Raw genomic sequence first — 21,468 nt, 5'->3', positions numbered from 1 at the left:
TTTATTAACAAATATACTACACATTCTAGCTTAATTTATCAAGAAGTATTAGGAGATTATAAATTGATTATTATTGATGAAAATTTGTGTAAAGGATGTCATCTTTGCTTATTTATGTGTTACAAGAATGTATATGCTATATCTCCTGAAATTAACAAAAAAGGAGTACAATTGCCTTTCACTAAATTCGAGGAAAGATGTACTAAATGCGGCACTTGCGAAATCGCATGTCCGGATCAAGCGATTACTGTTGATTTGCCTGAAAACTGGTGGATGAACAATGAGAAAGATATTAACTTTAATCCTAATTTCACAAAAGGGGAAAAGTAGGTGTTAAAATGGCTGAAGAATTATTTATTCAAGGAAATGAAGCATGTGCTAAAGGAGCAATAGCTGCAGGTTGCAGATTCTTTGCAGGTTATCCAATCACCCCATCTACAGAAGTTGCAGAAACTTTAGCTCGTGAATTACCGAAAGTTGGAGGGTCATTTGTTCAAATGGAAGATGAAATTGCTTCTGCCGGAGCTATTATTGGAGCTTCATGGGGTGGAGCTAAAGCAATGACAGCAACCTCCGGCCCAGGTATATCATTAATGCAAGAAAATATAGGTTATGCATTCATGAGTGAAACTCCAATAGTTGTCGTAGATGTTCAAAGAGGTTCCCCTTCTACCGCTCAACCAACTATGGCTGCGCAAGGTGATATGATGCAAGCCCGTTGGGGTTCACACGGGGATTATGAGCCAATAGCATTATCTCCTTCAAGTGTCCAAGAGTTCTTTGATTTTACAGTTAAGGCATTTAATTTAGCTGAAGAATATAGAGTTCCTGTTTTCGTCATGGCTGACGAGGTTATAGGTCATATGAGAGAAAAAATAGTCATTGAGGACAATATTGATATTGTTGCAAGAAAAAGACCTGAAAAAAATGATGATTACTTGCCGTTTGAAAATATCGAAAATGGAACTACTCCAATGCCAGCATTTGGTGATGGATTCAATATACATGTAACCGGGTTAACTCACGATGAAAGAGGTTATCCTGACACTAACAACCCTGAAACTCATCATAATCTTGTTCAAAGAATTTGCGATAAAGTCTTAAACAATAAAGATAAAATCTGTTCTCTCAGAAGTGAAAACTGTGAAGATGCAGATATCATAATTGTCTCTTACGGCGCTCCGGTCAGATCTGTTGTTGAAGCAGTGAACAAAACAGATAAGAAAGTGGGTTATATCAAAATTGATACTCCATGGCCTTTCCCAGATGAACAAATCCAAGAATTAACCGCAAATGCAAGCGATGTGCTTGTTGTAGAAATGAATCTGGGCCAAATGTATTATGAAGTTGACCGTGTAGTTAAAGATAAAAATGTTCATTTATTAGGGGTTATTGGAGGATTATTACCAACTCCTGATGAGATTTTAGAAAAAATTGATGAAATAGGAGGAAACTAAAATGTCTGATGCTAAACAAAATAGATTTCTCCCTTATTTAAGAGAAGACAGATTGCCTCATATTTTCTGTCCAGGTTGTGGGAATGGTGCAATAATCAATGCATTCTTGGCAGCTATGGAAAAAGCGGAAATGGATTTCGATAATATTGCAATGGTTTCTGGAATCGGCTGTTCTTCAAGAATTCCGGGTTATCTGAAATGTGACTCATTGCACACCACTCACGGAAGGGCATTAAGTTTTGCAACCGGTCTTAAAACAGCCAATAAAGATTTGGATGTTGTTGTGTTTACTGGTGACGGTGATGCGGCTTCTATTGGGGGCAATCATTTAATTCATGCAGCTAGAAGAAATATTAATCTTACTGTAATCTGTATCAATAATAATATTTATGGTATGACTGGTGGTCAGATAAGCCCTACATCTCCTAAGGGCAGTTTCGGAACAACCGCCCCATATGGTAATCTTGATAATCCATTTAACTTGGCCGAACTCGTTGCGGCTGCAGGTGCAACTTACTCCGCAAGATGGACCACAGTCCAAATTGAAAATTTAGTGCTTTCAATCAAAGCAGGATTGCAAAACCCTGGATTTTCATTTATTGAGGTTGCAACCCAATGTCCAACTTACTTTGGTCGTAAAAACAAGCTTAAAACTCCTACTGCAATGGCAGCTGTCATGAAAGCAAATACAGTGTTCAAATCCGCTGCAGATAGGATGAAACCAAAAGAATTAGAAGGAAAAATTGTAGTTGGCGAATTTGCCAATACTCAAAAAGATGAATTCACAGAAAATATTGACAAAATAAGTGTGGAAAAATTCGGTAAGAAAACTCTTATCAATTCTGCATATGAAACAGAGCTATAGGTGGATAAAATGAGAACTGAAATTAGAATTTGTGGATTTGGAGGTCAGGGAATTATTCTTGCAGGTATTATTTTAGGTAAATCTGCAAGCCTTTTTGACGGTAAAGAAGCTGTTCAAACCCAATCTTATGGTCCTGAAGCTCGTGGTGGAGCTTCTAAATGTGAAGTTGTTATTAGTGATACACAAGTTGATTATCCAAAAGTTCAAAGTCCAGATATTTTAGTTGCTATGTCTAATGAGGCTCTAATTAAATATATTGTGGATTTAAAGGACAATGGAACTTTAATTGTTGATCCCGGAACAACTGATGTGGAAGATGTTAGGGAATTTATAGATGAACACAATATTAAGGTTTATGAAGCTCCTGCAACCAAAACAGCTATTGAGGAAATTGGTCTTAAAATTGTAGCGAATATTGTTATGGTTGGAGCTATTACAAAAATTACTGGTGTCATATCCAAAGAAGCAGCTGTCAAAGCTATTGAAGTCAGCGTTCCTAAAGGAACTGAAGAGAAAAACATCAGCGCTTTTGAAGCAGGATATGCTCTAGGGGAATAGGTGTTAAAATGAGATTTTTTGAAAATGTAGCAAAAACAATTTTTCATGATGAAGGAATTCCAATTTTAGAAGGTCACGTTGCTAATTATCCTGAAGAAGCAATGGCGATTTCTTCAGAAATGGGCGTCCCTGTCGTTATTAAAGCACAGGTTTTAACCGGTGGAAGAGGTAAAGCAGGTGGTGTAAAATTCGCAAACAACCCTGGTGAAGCATTGAAAGTTTCTGAAGAAATTTTAGGAATGGAAATTAAAGGCGAAAAAGTAAAACACTTGTTGGTTGAAGAAAAAGCCGAAATCTTGCATGAATTTTTCATAACCGTTTCTGTTGATAGAGGCGCTAGAAGACCGGTTATTATTGCAAGTAAAGAGGGTGGAGTTGAAATTGAAAACCTAGCTAAAACCAACCCGGAAAAGATTATTAAATATTATCCAAATCCTTTACTTGAATTCTTACCTTATGAAGCACGTGAAGTTGCACGTAAAATGGAAGTGCCGTCTGAATTGATTTCTCCAATGGGAGACATTATCTGGAAATTATATAACGTATTTACCAAATATGATGCTGATACCGCGGAGATAAACCCATTGGTTTTAACTCCAAAAGGATTAATTGCGGCTGATGCTAAAATGGTTGTTGAAAACGATTCATTATTCAGACATCAGGAATTAGTTGAAAGAATGCACTATAAGAAAAAAGCAGTGGACTTTGTTCAATTGGACGGTGATATTGCTGTTATCGGTAATGGTGCAGGTTTGACTCTAACTGCTATGGACATGATTAAACTTAATGGTGGCGAACCAGCAACATTCCTAGATATCGGTGGTGGAGCTTCCGAGCATATCATTAACCAAGCTTTAAGTATCGTATTGAACTATGAACGTGTTAAAGTGGTTTTCCTAAACGTTTTAGGAGGAATCACTAAAGCAGATGACGTTGCTCGTGGTGTTATTAAAGCTTTAGAAAACGTTGAACGTGATGTTCCTATTGTAATCAGATTAACTGGTACTAATGAAGCGGAAGGCCAAAGAATATTGGAAGAAGCTGGAATCCCATATGAAACTTCCATGGAAAAAGCCGCTAAAAAGGCAGTTGATCTTTGTAATGAATTAAAAGCAGCAGGTAAATAATGAAATTTTTTGCTATTAATGGTTCTCCAAGACCTAAATGTAATACAGCACAGCTTTTGGATAAAGCTTTGGAAGGCGTTAAATCAGTATTTCCCGATGCAGATGCAGAAAGGATTAACCTATATGATTTTCCGTTTCATGGCTGTAAGAGTTGCTTTGCATGTAAAATAGTCAACGGGAAGCATTATGGCAGATGTGTTCAAAATGATGATTTAAAACCTATTCTAGATGAAATTGTTGAAGCTGATGGCGTTATATTAGGTTCACCAATTTACTTTAGTGATGTAACTGGAAATATGAGATGCTTTTTGGAAAGATTCATGTTTCCATTTGTTGCTTATAGTAAAATTGAAACTGTTGAACATAAGAAAATGCCGATAGCTTACATTTACACCATGAATGCATCTGAAGAAGTTTCACATCAAATTGGTTATCATGACCTTCATAATCACTTTGAAATGGGTTTAAGCATGGTATTTACCAAACCCGAACATTTATATGTTTATGAGACTTATCAATTCAAGGACTATTCAAAATATGTTTCAGATGCTTTCGATGAAAAAGAAAGAAGACAAATTCGAAAAACTCGTTTTCCTAAAGATTTAGAAAGTGCATTTGAAATTGGTAAAAAAATAGCTATTCAAGCAGAACAACACGACTGATTTCAGATTCATTGACTATTTCTTTGCCACACCCTTCACCTATTTTTTTTGCAAATTCCTTAACCTCATCAAATAAAGGCATATTGTCCATAGTTAGCCTTTCGCGAGATGAACCAACGCACATATATGCTTTAACTTCTACAAAATCAGGGTCTGCTTTTTCAATTAATTTGGCATAACCTTCGGGATTTTCCATATTCTTTCCACGAACACAGGTATTCCTTATACATGTGCGGGAGTTAAAACTAGCTAATGTTTCAAGTGATTCGTTTAAATTGTTCCAGGCATTGTCTATTCTTGGCCTGCATACATTATTAAATATTTTCTCACTTGGAGCATCCAAGGAAAGATATAACTGGTATGGATCATTTTCAAGGTTTCTTAGCCTGTCCACACATTGGCCATTGCTCACCACGAATGTTGTAAAATCCCTTCTGTTAAATTCCCCAATCAGTTCATCGATTTTAGGATAAAGGGTAGGTTCTCCAGCAAGCGAAATAGCGGCATTGGTCGGGTTTTTAAGTTCCTCCAATTTCTTTCTGTTTGCTTTGCTGTTTCCATAAAAACCACATAACAAATTGTTTTGAGCTTTAATGGCTTCGTCGACTATGGTTTTTGGGTCATCATATTCCTCATCTTCCCATGTTGTTTGGGTATATGTCAAATCCCTCCAACAGAATTCGCATTCCTGTTGGCAATTTGGGACTGCAGGGGACATCTGGAGACATCTATGTGATTGAATACCATAGAATTTTTCTTTATAGCAAACTCCCTTGTCTACAATACTTTGCCGAGTCCAATGGCAGGTTTTAACTGCAGCATGACCGTGTTTGCCCACAAACCTATATCCGCTTTTTTCCAGTTTTGCTATTTGATTTTTATTGAATGACATAAAACCATTTAAAATTTTGATTTTGATGATATATACATATTTTTATCAGAAATGTATTAGGCAAAAATCGAGTTCTTATCAGTTTTAATCAAAAATTTATTTAATAATGTTATTCAAATAATATAATTAAAGAGTGATTTGTGGGATTATTATGGACACACCAATTGTGATATTGAATTATAAAACTTATTTAGAATCAAGTGGTATAAACGCTTTAGAACTTGCACATGACTTGGAAAGTGCTGCTAGCGAATCTGGAATTACAATGGTTGCAGCTCCTCAGGCAGCAGATATTTATAGAATTAGCGAAGAAACATCTCTTCCTATTTTTGCACAGCATATTGATCCAATCTCTCCAGGAGGACATACAGGTTCTAACCTAATTAATACATTAATCGATGCAGGAATAAGCGGTTCATTAATTAATCATTCAGAAAATAGAATGAAATTGGCCGATATTGATGAAGTGATTAAACAATGCAAGGCAAATGAAATCGAATCTTGCGTATGTACAAATAATATTGAAACTTCAAAAGCGGTCGCCACTCTTGCACCTACTGCAGTGGCAGTTGAACCTCCTGAACTTATTGGTACAGGAATACCAGTATCCCAAGCTCAACCGGAAGTTGTTGAAGACACTGTTAAAGAAGTTAAGGAAATCAGTAAAAAAGTTAAAGTTTTATGCGGTGCGGGAATTACAACTGGTGATGATATGAAAGCTGCTATGGATTTGGGTGCTGATGGAGTGTTGCTTGCATCCGGAATCATTAAGGCAGAAAGTCCAAAAGACGCATTACTTGATTTAGTAAGCAAATTATAAACGTTTCTGAGTGAGAATATGGCGGAATTTAATACAATTGATGATTTTGATGTTGAAAATAAAACAGTGCTTGTTAGAGTTGATATTAACTCACCGGTAGATCCTAGTTCTGGACTTATTTTAGATGATACCAGATTAAAGTTACATGCTCAAACAATTAAAGAATTATCTGTTAAAGGGGCTAAAGTAGTTCTTCTTGCGCATCAAAGCCGTCCTGGAAAAAATGATTTTACAACTTTATCACAACATGCCGAAGCATTATCAGATATTTTAAATTTAAGAGTGAAATATATTGATTCACTATTTTCTAATTCTGCAAAAGAGGCAATCCAATCCTTAAAACCACATGAAATTCTTTTACTCGAAAATGCACGTTTCTTTTCAGAAGAATCACTTTCCAGAACTCCGGAAGAGCAATCTAAAACATTGCTTGTAAGAAACTTGTCTCCATTTGTTGATTACTTTGTTAATGATGCATTTGCAGCGGCCCACAGGTCTCAGGCTTCCTTAGTGGGTTTTACAGTAGATACTCCTTCCGCCGCCGGCCGTGTCATGGAAAAAGAATTGACAGTTATTCAAAGTGCATTGGATGATGTTGAACATCCTTGCGTATTTTTGCTTGGTGGAATGAAACCTGATGATTCAATTGATGTAATGGAAAATGTTTTAAGCAATGGAACTGCAGATTCTATTTTAACCACAGGTATTGTTGGAAACATTGTTTTATGGGCTTCAGGTGCAGATATAGGTGAAGTCAATCGTGAATTCATTACCAATAAGGGTTATGCAGACATGGTTGAAAAATCAAAAGATCTCATTGAAAGATTTGGAGACAAGGTTAAATATCCTATTGATGTTGCATGTGAAATCGACGGTGAACGTGTAGATATTGATGTTGGTGAAATTCCTAATGAAGCTATTTTTGATATTGGTGTCAATACAATTGCAATGTATGCAAATGAGATTAGGGATGCTAAATACATATTTGCCAATGGTCCTGCCGGAGTATTTGAAGATCCTAAATTTGCAATGGGAACAGAAGATTTAATCAATGCAATGGCAAACTCCGAAGGTTTTACATTAATCGGAGGAGGGCATATTGCTGCTGCTACCGCCGGTCTTGGCCTAGAAGATCAAATGGGACATTTAAGTAGTGGTGGTGGAGCTTGTATTAGCATGCTTGCCGGTAAAAAGTTAGCTGCTGTAGAAGCTTTGAAAAATAGTAAAAAGTAATTTCTTACTTTTTTATCTTTTTTTTTATTTTAAAAAAATAATAATTAGCTATTAAATATTTTTAATAGCTCTTCGGATGATTTTTTCGGATTATCGGAACTCATTATTGCACTTACAACAGATAATCCTGCAATTCCAGTATCCAGTAATTCAGAAGCATTATCCAATGTAATTCCCCCGATTGCCACAACTGGAATTTCAATTGAATCAACAATTTCTTTTAGATCTTTTTTTGTAATTTTAGGAGCATCATCTTTAGTTGCAGTTGGAAATACTGCTCCAGTTCCTATATAGTCAGCCCCATCTTCCTGAGCTTTTTTAGCTTCTTTGATGGTGGCTGCAGAAACGCCTAAAATTTTATCATGCCCTATTAATTTTCTTGTAACGTCGCATGGCATGTCGGACTGTCCGACATGGACTCCATCTGCATCGATTGCTAATGCCACATCAACCCTGTCATTGATTATTAACGGGACATCATATTTTGTTGTAATTTCTTTTACCTTTAATGCTAAATTATAAAAGTCTAAAGTCTCCGCTGTCTTTTCTCTGATTTGTACAACGCTTACTCCGCCTTTTATTGCTTCTTCAATTGTTTTTAAGAATTTGTCTACATCGTCACTTTTGTCAGTAACGAGATAAAGGGATAAATCTATGTCTTTCATAATATCATAATGTTTGATTCATTTATTAAAGTTTCACTGTCGGTTTTGTAAAGATAATCAATTAGGTAAGTTCTGAATGAACCTGTTCCTTCGTCATTTTCTTCCACTTTCGCTCTTGCTTTTTCACCAGCAATGGTCATTGCCAAAATTGCCACAAGAGTTCCTTCTAATGGTGTTGAACCCCCAATGCAGCTTCCGACTATTGATGATAGCATACAGCCGCTGCCAGTTATTAAAGGCATCATATCATCTCCGTTATCGATAGCTATTGTAGTTTCGCCATCTGTTAAGATATCAATAGGGCCGCTGGCTAATATCACTGTATTTAATTTGGAGGCTAATTTGCAGATTAATTCTCCATTTGCTTTTAGATTTTCTTTTGTAATGAGGTCATCTGCATTGACATCTACACCTTTAGCGGTGTTGCTTTCATCTAGAACTCCCACTAATTTGGCGATAGCTTTAATTTCACTTATATTTCCTCGAATTGCAGTAATATTATACTTATTAATTAAATCTAATGTTGTGTTATTTCTAAGTTTTGTTACTCCGACTCCAACAGGATCTAAAACAATAGGGGTGTTTGTTTCATCTGCTTTTTTACAGCTTATTTTCATGGCGTTGATTTGTTCCTTACTTAATTTTCCTATGTTTATTACTAATGCATCCGCTATTGTTACAACTTCTTCAAGTTCTTCTGCATCCTCTGCCATGAAGGGAGATCCTCCAATTGCAAGAACTGCATTTGCACAATCGTTGATAGTAACGGAATTTGTTATACAATGAGTTAATGCATTCTTTTCTTTGATGTTTTTTAGAGTTTCATTGATTTTTCCAAGTAATTCATCTTCAGCATTTGTCATGATTATTAATTATAAAATTGTTGATATTTATATTTTAATATTGATTTCCTTTATTTATAGTAAAGTATTTAAGTGACTTGTAACATATTTAATTTTGTTCTATAATATCAACTTTTGCCTCGGTGGCTCAGTCTGGTAGAGCGCGAGACTTGTAATCTCGTGGTCGCGGGTTCAATTCCCGTCCGGGGCTTTTAATTTGTATTTTTAATATGAATTTTTTTTAATATTGTCTGAATTATAGTAACATTTATATATTGGTTAAGACATATTTCTATTAGTATGTTATCTACATACTTTTTGTATGTGGGTCCGTAGGGTAGCTTGGTCGATCCTTTGGGCTTTGGGAGCCTGAGACTCCGGTTCAAATCCGGGCGGACCCATTTTCCCGCCTTAGCTCAATTTGGCAGAGCGTTGGACTGTAGATCCAAATGTTGCTGGTTCAAGTCCGGCAGGCGGGATTTCAATTTATTTATTTGAAATCATATGTATTTTCTGAAAATATGCCAATTTTCCAAAACATTTATATATGATTAAAATTATAGTAATTGATAGTGTATATTTATTTAAGTGTTCCTTGCCCTGGTGGTGTAGGGGCTATCATGTGGGCCTGTCGAGCCCGCGACTCGGGTTCAAATCCCGGCCAGGGCGCTTAAATGCTTAAATGTTTATATCGTATAGGCCTGTAGCTCAGTCTGGCAGAGCGCTTGGCTTTTAACCAAGCGGCCGCGGGTTCAATTCCCGTCAGGCCTGTTTCTAATTTTATATTTTAACTTTTCTATCGGAGGAAAAAATTTGAAAATTGATATTCAAGACCATATGCTTGTACCAAAGCATGAAATCATGACTGAAGAAGAAATTTCTGAAGAATTTAGTGATGTTGATTATGATTTTAAAGATCTTCCTAAAATCAAATCTTATGACCCTGTTGTAAAGGCCATAGGTGCTGAAGTGGGTAACGTATTAAGAATTACTCGTGAAAGTCAAACTGCAGGAGTATTTGTAACTTATAGGATTGTAGAAGACTGATATTTAAATATAATTTTAGAGTAGTGAAATTTATATTATAGTATAATTTCTGTATTTTTTTCTTTTTAGAAATTCATTATAATATTTGAACTTAGTTTGAGAGGAATTATCTTAAAGGAGATAGTTAGGAGTAAATTAAGAATAATGATTAAATGAATTGGTTAATATTAGGGTTATCCTAATTATTTTATATTATTTTTATTTAGTTAATTATTTTTATTGCGTACGTAATTGGAGGATGTCCATGACAGAGAATAACTGGAAATTAGTTGATGCATTTTTTGATAAATATGATTTAGTGGATCACCATATTAAATCATACAATGATTTTGTAAATAATAGGATTCAAAATATCATAGATATTACTGAACCTATTACTTTAGATGATGGTAAATACACTTTAAAAACTGGTAAAGTACGTATTGAAAAACCATCAAATAAAGAAGCAGACGGTTCTAGTAGTGAAATTGACCCGACTGAAGCTAGACTTAGAAATTTAAATTATTCTGCGGACATGTATCTTGAAATGGCATTAAATGAAGAAGGAGAAGAAAATCCTTTAGAAGAAGTTTATATTGGTGAATTGCCAGTAATGCTCAAATCTGATATTTGCCATCTCAACGGCCTTAGTCCAGAAGAATTAATTGAAAAACATGAAGACCCTCAAGATTTAGGTGGTTACTTTATTGTCAACGGTTCTGAAAGGGCTGTAGTGACAATGGAAGAAATTGCTCCGAATAAAATCATTCTTGAGCGTATTGATAATGTTGAAGACAGACATGCAAAAGCAGTCGTTACTTCTATCAAAAGTGGTTTCAGAGCTAGAATTACTTTAGAATATAAAAAACCTCGTAAAAACGGTGTGTTTTTAAGAATTTCTTTCCCATACCTTCCAGGTGAAATTCCATTAGTTATTTTATTAAGGGCTCTTGGTTTATGTACAGATGAAGAAATTATTACTGCAATTTCCGATGATAATAATTTCCAAATGATGGTTGCAGACGACCTTCAGGTTTCATCCGAGTCTTTAAAACTAGACCAAAATGAAATGGACGGTATGACCTTTGAAGAAAGAAGGGAATACATGCAAATTGCTGCTATTAAATATATAGGAAATAGAGTAGCTAAAAACATGCCTAAAGATTATCGTTTAAAACGTGCTAAAGATGTTATTAATCGTTATTTATTACCTCATATGGGTACTGATGAGGACAGATGTTACGATAAAGCGATTTATTTAGCAGAAATGACCGAAATGTTATTAGAAGTTATTGAACAAAAAAGAGAACCTCACGATAAGGACCACTACACTAATAAAAGACTTAGAGTATCCGGAGACTTAATGGAAGATTTATTCAGAGTAGCTTTCACTAACTTGACAAGAGATATGAGCTATCAACTTGAAAGAAGTCTTTCACGTGGTAAAGAACTTTCCATTAAACAAGCTGTTCGTAGTGATGTTTTAACTGAAAATATCAAACATGCTATCGCTACTGGAAACTGGGTTGGTGGAAGAGCTGGTGTAAGCCAATTATTAGATAGGACTAGTTACATGGGAACCCTTTCTCATTTAAGACGTGTTGTATCTCCATTGACTAGAAGCCAACCTCACTTTGAAGCAAGAGATTTGCACCCAACTCAATTTGGTAAAATATGTCCAAACGAAACTCCTGAGGGACCTAACTGTGGTTTGGTAAAGAACTTAGCTTTATTGTGTAATATTTCCGAAGGTTCTGATGAACAAGAAATTAAAGATGTTATTGAAAGCATGGGTGTATTAGTTGATTAGTTACTTAGGAGGGAAATTTTTTGCAGAAATCTAAAATTTATATAAACGGTGAACTTTTAGGGTCTTGTGAAGATCCTGTATCTTTTACCCAAGAAATGAGAGAAAAAAGAAGAAACGGTGAAATCTCTCATGAAATGAATATTACTTATTACGAAGATAATAATGAGATTTACATATTTAACGATCCTGGTAGAGCAAGAAGGCCATTAATCATTGTTAAAGATGGAGTTCCTCTCCTTAAGGAAGAACATTTAAATAAAATAGCTAATGGCAAATATAAATGGGATGATTTAATTAACAACGGTCTCATTGAATATTTGGATGCTGAAGAAGAAGAAAATTCATATATCGCAATGTCCTTAGCTGAAGTAAATGAGGAACATACTCATTTAGAAATTGACCCTGCTACTATGCTTGGAATTTGTGCCGGAATTATTCCATTCTCTGACCACAACTCTTCTCCAAGGAATACCATGGAAGCAGGTATGACAAAACAAGCTTTAGGATTATATGTTTCCAATTATGCATTACGTACTGATACCAGAGCTCATTTATTACATCATCCTCAAACTCCAATCGTTAAAACACGTATTATCGATTCAACTAATTATGATTTAAGACCATCTGGTCAAAACTTTGTAGTTGCGTTAATGTCTTATGAAGGATATAACATGGAAGACGCAATGGTTATTAACAAAGCAGCATTAGAAAGAGGATTGGCAAGATCATCTTTCTTCAGAGCTTACGACACTTCAGAAAAAAGATATGCTGGAGGTCAAGTTGATAAGTTTGAAGTGCCTGATAAGAACATTAAAGGGTACAGATCAGAAGAAGCTTACAGAAACTTAGACGATGATGGTGTTGTAAATCCGGAATCCTATGTGGAATCTGGTGATGTATTGATTGGTAAAACTTCACCACCAAGATTCTTAGAAGAAGATTTCGGTACTGTTGCTGATAGAAGAAGAGAAACTTCTGTAACCGTAAGACACGGAGAAAAAGGTATTGTTGATGCAGTACTTTTATCCGAAACTGTGGAAGGTTCAAGATTGGCTAAAATCAGAGTAAGAGATACCAGACAACCTGAATTTGGTGACAAATTCGCATCAAGACACGGTCAGAAAGGGGTTGTCGGTTTAATATTATCTCCTGAAGATGTTCCATTCACAGAATTTGGTGTAGTTCCAGATTTAATAGTTAATCCTCATGCGATTCCATCCAGGATGTCTATTGGTCAGGTGCTTGAAATGGTTGCAGGTAAAGCAGGTTGTCTTGAAGGGGAACGTGTTGACGCAACTCCATTCAACCAAGATCTTGAAGATGAAATCAAACAGCAACTTCTTGACAATGGATTTGAATCTGCAGGATGTGAATCCTTATATAGTGGTGTAACCGGTGAAAGGTTAGATGCTGAGATTTTCATTGGTGTTGCATATTATCAAAAATTACACCACATGACTACTGATAAAGTTTACGCTCGTTCAAGAGGTCCTGTACAAGTGCTTACTCGTCAACCTACTGAAGGTAGGGCACGTGAAGGTGGTTTAAGATTCGGAGAAATGGAAAGAGACTGCCTTATTGCACATGGTGCTGCTTTAACCTTAAAAGAAAGACTTCTTGATGAGTCTGACAAGTATGAAGCAATTGTATGTGAAAATTGTGGTATGTTAGCTGTATATGATAAGAATAGAAATAAAAGATACTGTCCAATTTGTGGAGATGTAGAAACATATCCAGTTGAAATATCATACGCATTTAAATTATTATTAGACGAACTTAAGAGTTTATGTATTTTCCCTAAATTAATTTTAGGAGACAAAGCATAATTACAGTTATTAAAGGAGCCAATACATTGAAAGGATTTATCAAAAAAATTAATCAAATTAACTTTGGGCTAATGTCTCCTGAAGATATTCGTGCTATGTCTGTTGTGACTGTTGAAACTCCAGATACCTATGAGGATGATGGTTTCCCTATTGAAAAAGGTTTAATGGATCCTCGTTTAGGTGTTATTGACCCAAGTTTAGTATGTAGAACTTGTGGTTTCAGAGGTGGGGACTGTCAAGGACATTTTGGTAGTATTGAACTCGCAAGGCCTGTTATTCATATTGGTTTTGGTGATGTTATTCACAAGATTTTACGTTCCACTTGTAATGATTGTGGTCGTGTTCTTTTAAATGATGACCAAATAGCATATTTCACTGAAAAAATCAACGAAGCTATGGATAACAAAGAAAGCCTTAATAATATCTTAAAAGAAGTTTACAGAGTTGCTAAAAGGGAATTAAAAACAATGCCTGAAGAGGATGAAGAAGTTGATATGAAATACTGCTGTCCTCATTGTGGTGCACCTCAAGAAGCTATTAGTTTAGATAAACCAGTTACTATCCGTCAAGGAGATTACAAATTAACAGCTTCTGAAGTTCGTGAAAGACTTGAAAGAATCACTGATGAAGATTCTTTTGTTTTAGGTGTAAACCCTAAAGTGGCAAGACCAGAATGGTTAGTATTAACAGTATTGCCTGTTCCTCCAGTAACTGTAAGACCATCCATTACATTGGATACTGGTGAAAGATCTGAAGACGATTTAACTCACAAATTAGTTGATATTTTACGTATCAACCAAAGATTGTTAGAAAACATGGAAGCTGGAGCTCCTCAATTAATCGTTGAAGACTTATGGGAATTATTACAATATCACGTTACAACTTACTTTGATAATGAGGCAAGTGGTGTTCCACCTGCAAGACACAGATCAGGAAGACCACTCAAAACCTTAACCCAAAGGTTAAAAGGAAAAGAAGGAAGGTTCCGTTCTAACCTTTCAGGTAAAAGGGTTAACTTTTCAGCTCGTACAGTAATTTCTCCTGACCCGAACATTAGTATTAATGAGGTCGGAGTTCCTGAAATGATTGCAAAAGAAGTAACCGTGCCGGTTTATGTAAATGAATGGAACATCGAGGAAATGAAACAATATATCATCAATGGTCCTGATGTTCACCCTGGTGCAAACTATGTAATCAGAAAAGACGGAAGAAAAATCAGAGTACGCACTGAAGAAACTAAAGAGTTAATCTTAGAACAGTTAGAACCTGGTTTCATCATCGAAAGACATTTAAAAGATGGAGATATGGTTCTATTCAATCGTCAACCTTCTCTTCACAGAATGAGTATGATGGCACACGAAGTAAGAGTTTTACCTTACAAAACTTTCAGATTAAACTTATGTGTATGTCCTCCATACAATGCGGATTTCGATGGAGACGAAATGAACATGCACGTATTCCAAACTGACGAATCTCGTGCAGAAGCTAAATCATTAATGCGTGTTCAAGAACACATCTTATCCCCAAGGTTCGGTGGACCAATTATCGGTGCTATTCACGACCACATTTCAGGTGCATACCTTTTAACCCGTGACGGTGTTGAATTCACTGAAGAACAAGCTTTACAGATTATCAGAAAATCTCACTTAAAAATACCAACATTCAAATCAGGCCAATGGATTTTAAAAGATGACCCTGATTATGGTGAAGAAACTTATATTTATAAAGAAAAAGGTGAGAAATGGACTGGTAAAGAATTGTTCTCTTTATTATTACCTAATGACTTAAACTTATCTTACAGTGCTGAAATTTCTAAATGTCCTGTTGTATATCCTGAAGAAGATGCTACTGTTGTTATTAAAAACGGTATTCTTGTGCAAGGGGTAATTGATGAATCTGCTTATGGTTCATTCTCAGGTAAAATTTTAGATAAAATTGTTAAAGAATACGGTCCTGGAAGAGCAAAAGAATTCTTAGACCGTTCCACTGATTTAGCTATCTGTGGAATCATGAAAACCGGAATTACTACTTCTTTAAATGATGAAGAAATTCCGGAAGAAGCTCAAGCCCGTATTAATGAGCACTTAGAAAAGAAAATGGATGAAGTAGATAAACTTGTAGAATCTTATGAAGAAGGATATCTCCAAGCTTTACCTGGTAGAAGTCTCGAAGAGACTTTAGAGATGAGAATCATGCAAGTTCTCGGGGAAGCTAGGGACATGTCTGGTAGTATTGCAGAAAACTACCTTACCATGGGTAAACAATCTCCTGACGATCCATATGACCATGTGATGGCTGTTGAAAACCACTCTGTAGTAATGGCACGTACAGGTGCAAGAGCATCCATGTTGAACCTTACTCAGATTACTGCTTGTGTAGGACAACAAGCGGTTAGGGGTGGACGTATCGAAAGAGGATACCTTGGTAGAACTTTACCTCACTTCAAGAAAGGTGAGTTAGGGGCTAAAGCGAAAGGATTTGTACACTCAAGTTATAAATCTGGTCTTGACCCTATTGAGTTCTTCTTCCACGCAATGGGTGGAAGAGAAGGTCTTGTAGATACCGCGATTCGTACAGCACAATCAGGTTACATGCAAAGAAGATTAGTTAATGCATTACAAGATTTACAGGTTAAACCATCCGGACTTGTAACTGATAACCAAGGCAATGTTATCCAAACCATGTTTGGAGAAGATGGAGTTGATCCAGCTAAATCTGACTTTGGTAAACCAGCTAACTTAGACAAGCTTATCAGTGAAATAAGAATGGAAAGTGGAATGGAAGGTAAGTAGGTGTAACTATGGAAGATGTTATTATTAAAGTAAAAGAGGTTATTGCTCAACTTAACGAAGAAGAAAATCTTGATATAGCTTTTCCAGATAGTTATATCGACGAATTAGCTGAAAAATATATTCAAAGAGAGTTAACCGATGATGAATTAAAAGAACTCATTAGGAAGCTCAAACAGGCCTATGACCGAGCTCACGTTGAAGCTGGCGAGGCTGTTGGAACAGTAGCTGCTCAATCTGTAGGAGAACCTGGTACTCAGATGACTATGCGTACTTTTCACTACGCGGGGGTAACTGAGTTAAACGTAACTTTAGGTCTTCCAAGACTTATTGAGATTGTTGATGCTAGAAAAGAAATTGCTACTCCAACAATGGATATTTACTTTGATGAAGAAAGACGTAACGATGAAGAATTTGTTAGAACTTTAGCAAACAAGATTGGTAAAAGTACTATAAATGATATTCTTTCAGACTTTAACTTAAACTATGGGACCATGGAAGTTGAAGCAGTTTTAGATTCTAAAAAAATTGAAGAAAAAAGGCTTGATAGGGAAGAAATCAATGCAATCATTGAAAAAACTTTCAAGAAAGCTACAATCAATGGAGATGAAATAATTATACCATCTCAAAAATCCGATTCTAAATCTGATTCTAAGTTTGTGATTCGTGAACTTCGTCTTTTAGCAGACAAAGTACGTGACTTGCAAATTAGTGGTATAAAAGGTATAGGAAAAGTTATCATTCGTAAAGATGATACAGAATGGATTATACATACTGAAGGGTCAAACCTCAAAGAGATTCTTGACATGGAAGGTATTGACCATGTAAGAACTACCACTAACAACATTCATGAAATTGGTGAAGTTTTAGGTATTGAAGCTGCTCGTCAATCTATTATTAACGAAGCTCAAAATACTCTTTCAGAACAAGGTTTAAGTGTTGATGTAAGACACATTATGTTAGTTGCAGATATTATGACTTCCGAAGGTGTTGTTAAATCTATTGGAAGACATGGTATTAGTGGTGAAAAATCAAGTGTTTTAGCCCGTGCAGCTTTTGAAGAAACTGGTAAACATTTACTCCGTGCAAGTATTCGTGGGGAAGTAGATGATTTAACAGGTATCATCGAAAATATTATTATTGGACAACCAATACCTCTTGGTACCGGTTCAGTCGGTGTCAAAATGGATTATAAAAATGAATAGGAGGCTAGATGATGGACGTAGATAGAGGAATCAGGGTTGCTGTTGACACTGGTGATGTAACATTAGGCTCTGAAAAATCAATTCAATCTTTAAAATTAGGAAAAGGACAACTTGTTGTTGTTGCTGCTAACGCTCCTAAAGAAATTCTTGAAGATGTTGAATATTATGCAAATCTTTCCGAAATTCCATCCATTGTATATGATGGAACTAGTGTAGATTTGGGTTCTGTTTGTGGTAAACCATTTACTGTTGCTACATTAATCGTAAACGATCCAGGAGATTCTACAATATTAGACGATTTGAGGTAGATTTAAGTGTCTATTAAATTTAGTGCAAATGAAATTAGATACATAGCTCTTTTCGAAAATATGACTGGAGCAATGGTTAAAGATTGCATTATCGATGATGAACATGGTAAAGTTACCTTTGTTGTAAAAAATGGTGACATGGGACTTGCTATAGGAAAAGGCGGAAGTTCCGTATCTAAAGTTCAAAGAGCTGTAGATAAAGGTGTTGAGATTATCGAATTGGATGATGATCCAATACAATTTATTAAAAATTGTTTATCCCCTGCAAAGTTACAATCTGTTAAAGTAAGTCAAAAGCAGTCTGGCGAAAAAATTGCTATTGTTACAGCAGACAATACCAACAAGCGTATTGCTATCGGTAAAAATGGGATTAATATTGAAAGAGCTAAATTATTAGCAGATAGACAACATAATATCGACAATATTATATTAAAATAGCTTTCGAGCTATTTTTTTAATTTATTTTTTTTATTTTTAACTGTAAGATATCATTTTTTTAGATTAACTATTAATGTTTAAATATTTTTACTCCACATATGATATAAATAAGGATTACGGGATGAGTTTATTCTTAATTGATTTTCTAGTGGATTGGTTTGTTTTATGAATTTGGATTTTAAAAGTGTTGATTGGAAATCACAGGTATTTATTCTTGTTATTTTAGCTGCTCTAAATCAACTATCCACAAGTATGGTTACTAATGTGAGTACTGTTTTATTGCCTGAGATATCTTTAGAATTGGGAATTACGGTTTCAACATTAAATTGGATTACCATAATCTTTTTTATTTCATCAATTTCTGTAAGCATCCCCCTTAGTAAAATCATAAGTCAGTATGGGGTTAAAAGATATACAAAATTAGCTATTTGCGGTTTGATTTTAGGTTTGGTGATTTCTGCATTTACTGTAAATACTGAAATCTTTCTTCTATCTAGAGTTATTCAAGGAATTAACTGTGCAATTTTGTACTTCAGTATTTACATGATGATTATTTTAGAGATACCTGAAGATAAAACGGGTTATGTATTGGGTATCGTCGGATCTGCAGGATATATTGGTATGACCATCGCACCGTCACTTGCGGGGATAGTTTCATATTATCTTTCTTGGAGATTCGCATTTTTAATGATTGTTCCCTTATTGGTTTTGCAATTGTTTTTAGCTCACTATCTTACAGATGAATGGACAACCGAGAAAAAGCCAGTTGATAATGCAGGTTCAATTCTTTATGTATTATTGATTATTTTCCTGATTTATGGCCTTTCAAATATTTTTAGTGGAGGGGCGATGTTCATGATAGTGGCAGTTGTTTTATTGGTAATTTTTGTCATGTTCGAGAAAAAAAGGTCGCATCCTGTTTATAATCTAAAGCTTTTAAGAAATGTTCAATATGTAATCGGCAACTATTCTGCGGCAGTAGGGTATTTTGTCACTTTCATTGCAACTTATGTTTTAAGCTTGCATTTACAGATAGTTATGGGAATTGATTCCAGAGCTACCGGTTTGATATTGTTTATTACTCCCGTTTTAATGGTATTTGCTGCACCTTATGCAGGTAAATTGTCTGATAAGTATGATTCACGTGTGATTTCAGCTATAGCCATGGTTGTAATTTCTTGTTCTTTAATTATTTTCGCATTTCTAGAATATGTCCCGTCCTATATGATAATTTTGGGCGTTATTCTTCAGGGTATTGGTCATGGACTGTTTTCATCACCAAACAACAGATATGTTCTCACATCAGTTGATGTTGAGGATTTGCCTGATGCAGCTTCCTTTTTATCAACTGTAAAAGAAATGGGTAAACTTTTCAGTACAACAATATTTAATGTTATTTGCGTATTGTTTGTTGGTCAGATGGAAGTCTCACATAATGTTCTGGGCTTAATCGAATCTTCCAGATGCATGATGTTTGTTTGTTTGATAATGTCTGTATCTTGCATAATATTATTGGGCATTAGCAAATATTACTTTGAAAGAGCTGAAAATCCAGAAATTATTAATATAATGAAGAGGTTTCTTCCTGCTTGGATTTTAAAGAACTTTAAAATTGACTCTAATAAAAATTCATAATCTTGAATTTTTGCGCATGTTTATATTAAAAATAAATACCTTTATAAAGGGGTATGTATATAAATTATCATAAGATATCTGTACTTTTTTATAACATGACTATGTGTGCTTTTTGTCATTGTTTTTAATAATTATTTCAAGATATCTTCATTTAGATAAATTATTTTATCTAATTAATTATTATTACTGATTTATATCTTTGAATTTAGATTGTACTATAGCTTATAGTATAAATCGCAGCGGTGGATTCTTAGATATGTTTTTAACAAAAAATTCGAGGAAAAAATTATGCCAGGACTTTTTGCTGCAAAAAAACTTAAAAAAAATAGACAAAATTTTAAGTGGAAAGATGTAGATTACAAAAGAAGAGCTTTAAGATTAGACGTTAAAGCGGATCCTCTTGAAGGAGCTCCTCAAGCTAGAGGTATTGTAATCGAAAAAGTAGGGATAGAAGCAAAACAACCTAACTCTGCTATTCGTAAATGTGTACGTGTTCAATTAATTAAAAACGGAAAACAATTAACTGCTTTCGCACCAGGTGACGGAGCTATCGGTTTTATTGATGAGCACGATGAAGTAATGATTGAAGGAATTGGTGGACCATCTGGAAGATCCATGGGAGATATTCCTGGAGTCCGTTGGAAAGTTTCCAAAGTTAATAACGTAGCTTTATCAGAAATGGTAAGTGGAAAAATAGAAAAACCTGTAAGATAAGGTGGTTATGTTTATGAGTAAATTATTTGACAAATGGGATCTCGATGAAGTAAAAGTTGAGGACTTAGGTTTAGTAAAATATATCTGCTTAGATGAAACTTTAGTTCCACATACTTCTGGTAGACATGTAAAAAGACAATTCGCAAAATCTAAAGTATCTATTGTTGAAAGATTAATGAATAAAATCATGAGAACCCATCTCAACTCCGGTAAGAAAAATAAAGCTTACAATATTGTAAGAGAAGCTTTAGAAATCATTAACAAAAGAACTAAAAAGAATCCAGTTCAAGTTTTAGTTACTGCAGTTGAAAACACTGCACCTCGTGAAGAAACTACCCGTATTAAATACGGTGGTATTGGATACCAAGTTGCTGTTGATATTTCTCCACAAAGAAGAGTTGACCTTTCCTTAGGTTTCTTAACTAGAGGTACTTTACAATCATCATTCAAAAACAGGAAATCTGTTGCTGAATGTTTAGCTGATGAATTAATTCTTGCATCCGAAGAAGATTCAAGAAGTTTTGCTTTAAGAAAAGCTGAAGAGAAAGAAAGAGTTGCTAAAGCAGCACACTAATCATATTTATGTTTTTTAGGTG

21 protein-coding genes and 5 tRNA genes are annotated in these 21,468 nt (G+C 35.1%); 23 read left to right on the top strand and 3 right to left on the bottom strand.

The window, feature by feature from the left end; all coding sequences use genetic code 11:
* Positions 1–63: 63 nt before the first annotated feature.
* From TL18_RS08810 to TL18_RS08785, 6 genes are read left to right on the top strand one after another with little or no spacing between them, the layout of a single operon-like run.
* Entirely contained in the window at positions 64–330 is a 267-nt protein-coding gene (locus TL18_RS08810) for a ferredoxin family protein (RefSeq protein WP_082706485.1), read from the top strand.
* An 8-nt stretch (positions 331–338) separates the two neighbouring features.
* On the top strand, positions 339–1,457 hold the full coding sequence (locus TL18_RS08805) for a 2-oxoacid:acceptor oxidoreductase subunit alpha (RefSeq protein ID WP_067044390.1): 1,119 nt from the start codon (positions 339–341) through the stop codon (positions 1,455–1,457).
* A gap of 1 nt (position 1,458) precedes the next feature.
* On the top strand, positions 1,459–2,322 hold the full coding sequence (locus tag TL18_RS08800) for a 2-oxoacid:ferredoxin oxidoreductase subunit beta (RefSeq protein ID WP_067044387.1): 864 nt from the start codon (positions 1,459–1,461) through the stop codon (positions 2,320–2,322).
* Positions 2,323–2,331: 9 nt separating this feature from the next.
* The gene (locus tag TL18_RS08795; RefSeq protein ID WP_067044383.1) at positions 2,332–2,880 is read left to right on the top strand and encodes a 2-oxoacid:ferredoxin oxidoreductase subunit gamma; all 549 of its coding nucleotides are present in this window, start codon (positions 2,332–2,334) and stop codon (positions 2,878–2,880) included.
* Positions 2,881–2,888: 8 nt separating this feature from the next.
* Positions 2,889–4,007, top strand: a complete 1,119-nt coding sequence (sucC, locus tag TL18_RS08790) for an ADP-forming succinate--CoA ligase subunit beta (RefSeq protein ID WP_067044381.1) — start codon at positions 2,889–2,891, stop codon at positions 4,005–4,007.
* Positions 4,007–4,669 (top strand): flavodoxin family protein, encoded by a 663-nt coding sequence (locus tag TL18_RS08785; RefSeq protein ID WP_067044378.1) that lies wholly within the window; start codon positions 4,007–4,009, stop codon positions 4,667–4,669. Before sucC ends, TL18_RS08785 begins: the two co-directional genes overlap by 1 nt.
* Here TL18_RS08785 and twy1 read toward each other — a convergent pair.
* Positions 4,644–5,561, bottom strand: coding sequence for a 4-demethylwyosine synthase TYW1 (twy1, locus tag TL18_RS08780; RefSeq protein ID WP_067044375.1), 918 nt, complete (start codon positions 5,559–5,561; stop codon positions 4,644–4,646). The genes TL18_RS08785 and twy1 overlap by 26 nt on opposite strands.
* Positions 5,562–5,712: 151 nt before the next feature.
* Between twy1 and tpiA the strand changes: the two genes are divergently transcribed.
* Both tpiA and TL18_RS08770 read left to right on the top strand, forming a co-directional pair.
* On the top strand, positions 5,713–6,381 hold the full coding sequence (tpiA, locus tag TL18_RS08775; RefSeq protein WP_067044371.1) for a triose-phosphate isomerase: 669 nt from the start codon (positions 5,713–5,715) through the stop codon (positions 6,379–6,381).
* Between the two features lie 18 nt (positions 6,382–6,399).
* Positions 6,400–7,614 (top strand): phosphoglycerate kinase, encoded by a 1,215-nt coding sequence (locus TL18_RS08770; RefSeq protein ID WP_067044367.1) that lies wholly within the window; start codon positions 6,400–6,402, stop codon positions 7,612–7,614.
* Positions 7,615–7,658: 44 nt separating this feature from the next.
* On the opposite strand, the gene thiE is transcribed toward TL18_RS08770, so the two are convergent.
* Together thiE and thiM are read right to left on the bottom strand one after the other, a co-directional pair.
* Complete coding sequence (thiE, locus tag TL18_RS08765) at positions 7,659–8,279, bottom strand: thiamine phosphate synthase (RefSeq protein WP_067044364.1); 621 nt, start codon at positions 8,277–8,279, stop codon at positions 7,659–7,661.
* On the bottom strand, positions 8,276–9,142 hold the full coding sequence (thiM, locus tag TL18_RS08760; protein WP_067044361.1) for a hydroxyethylthiazole kinase: 867 nt from the start codon (positions 9,140–9,142) through the stop codon (positions 8,276–8,278). The genes thiE and thiM overlap by 4 nt, the downstream gene beginning before the upstream one ends.
* 116 nt (positions 9,143–9,258) lie before the next feature.
* Here thiM and TL18_RS08755 point away from each other — a divergent pair.
* The 15 genes from TL18_RS08755 to TL18_RS08685 all read left to right on the top strand — a co-directional run bounded on the left by TL18_RS08755 (position 9,259) and on the right by TL18_RS08685 (position 21,446).
* Positions 9,259–9,332 (top strand) — tRNA-Thr (locus TL18_RS08755).
* Positions 9,333–9,447: 115 nt separating this feature from the next.
* Positions 9,448–9,522 (top strand) — tRNA-Pro (locus TL18_RS08750).
* Positions 9,523–9,526: 4 nt separating this feature from the next.
* A tRNA-Tyr gene (locus tag TL18_RS08745) sits at positions 9,527–9,600 on the top strand.
* Between the two features lie 118 nt (positions 9,601–9,718).
* Positions 9,719–9,790, top strand: a tRNA-Asp gene (locus tag TL18_RS08740).
* 28 nt (positions 9,791–9,818) lie between these two features.
* Positions 9,819–9,892 (top strand) — tRNA-Lys (locus tag TL18_RS08735).
* Between the two features lie 42 nt (positions 9,893–9,934).
* On the top strand, positions 9,935–10,168 hold the full coding sequence (locus tag TL18_RS08730) for a DNA-directed RNA polymerase subunit H (protein ID WP_067044358.1): 234 nt from the start codon (positions 9,935–9,937) through the stop codon (positions 10,166–10,168).
* 244 nt (positions 10,169–10,412) lie between these two features.
* Positions 10,413–11,957: a DNA-directed RNA polymerase subunit B'' gene (locus tag TL18_RS08725; RefSeq protein WP_067044354.1), complete on the top strand. Its 1,545-nt coding sequence runs from the start codon at positions 10,413–10,415 to the stop codon at positions 11,955–11,957.
* A 20-nt stretch (positions 11,958–11,977) separates the two neighbouring features.
* On the top strand, positions 11,978–13,783 hold the full coding sequence (gene rpoB, locus TL18_RS08720; RefSeq protein ID WP_067044351.1) for a DNA-directed RNA polymerase subunit B: 1,806 nt from the start codon (positions 11,978–11,980) through the stop codon (positions 13,781–13,783).
* 26 nt (positions 13,784–13,809) lie between these two features.
* Positions 13,810–16,575 (top strand): DNA-directed RNA polymerase subunit A', encoded by a 2,766-nt coding sequence (locus tag TL18_RS08715; protein WP_067044349.1) that lies wholly within the window; start codon positions 13,810–13,812, stop codon positions 16,573–16,575.
* An 8-nt stretch (positions 16,576–16,583) separates the two neighbouring features.
* A complete protein-coding gene (gene rpoA2, locus TL18_RS08710; RefSeq protein WP_082706452.1) occupies positions 16,584–17,777 on the top strand; it encodes a DNA-directed RNA polymerase subunit A'' in 1,194 nt (397 codons plus the stop codon).
* An 8-nt stretch (positions 17,778–17,785) separates the two neighbouring features.
* On the top strand, positions 17,786–18,085 hold the full coding sequence (locus tag TL18_RS08705; RefSeq protein ID WP_156064668.1) for a 50S ribosomal protein L30e: 300 nt from the start codon (positions 17,786–17,788) through the stop codon (positions 18,083–18,085).
* Positions 18,086–18,091: 6 nt separating this feature from the next.
* Entirely contained in the window at positions 18,092–18,523 is a 432-nt protein-coding gene (locus TL18_RS08700; RefSeq protein ID WP_067044346.1) for a NusA-like transcription termination signal-binding factor, read from the top strand.
* 165 nt (positions 18,524–18,688) lie between these two features.
* On the top strand, positions 18,689–20,158 hold the full coding sequence (locus TL18_RS08695; RefSeq protein WP_067044344.1) for an MFS transporter: 1,470 nt from the start codon (positions 18,689–18,691) through the stop codon (positions 20,156–20,158).
* A 288-nt stretch (positions 20,159–20,446) separates the two neighbouring features.
* Positions 20,447–20,872: a 30S ribosomal protein S12 gene (locus TL18_RS08690; RefSeq protein ID WP_067044341.1), complete on the top strand. Its 426-nt coding sequence runs from the start codon at positions 20,447–20,449 to the stop codon at positions 20,870–20,872.
* Between the two features lie 13 nt (positions 20,873–20,885).
* Positions 20,886–21,446 carry a 30S ribosomal protein S7 gene (locus TL18_RS08685; protein ID WP_067044337.1) on the top strand — a complete coding sequence of 187 codons (561 nt, stop codon included), beginning with the start codon at positions 20,886–20,888 and terminating at the stop codon, positions 21,444–21,446.
* Positions 21,447–21,468 lie beyond the last annotated feature (22 nt).

It is taken from the genome of Methanobrevibacter sp. YE315 (assembly GCF_001548675.1).
Lineage (GTDB): Archaea > Methanobacteriota > Methanobacteria > Methanobacteriales > Methanobacteriaceae > Methanocatella.
This window is presented reverse-complemented; position numbering and strand designations above follow the sequence as displayed.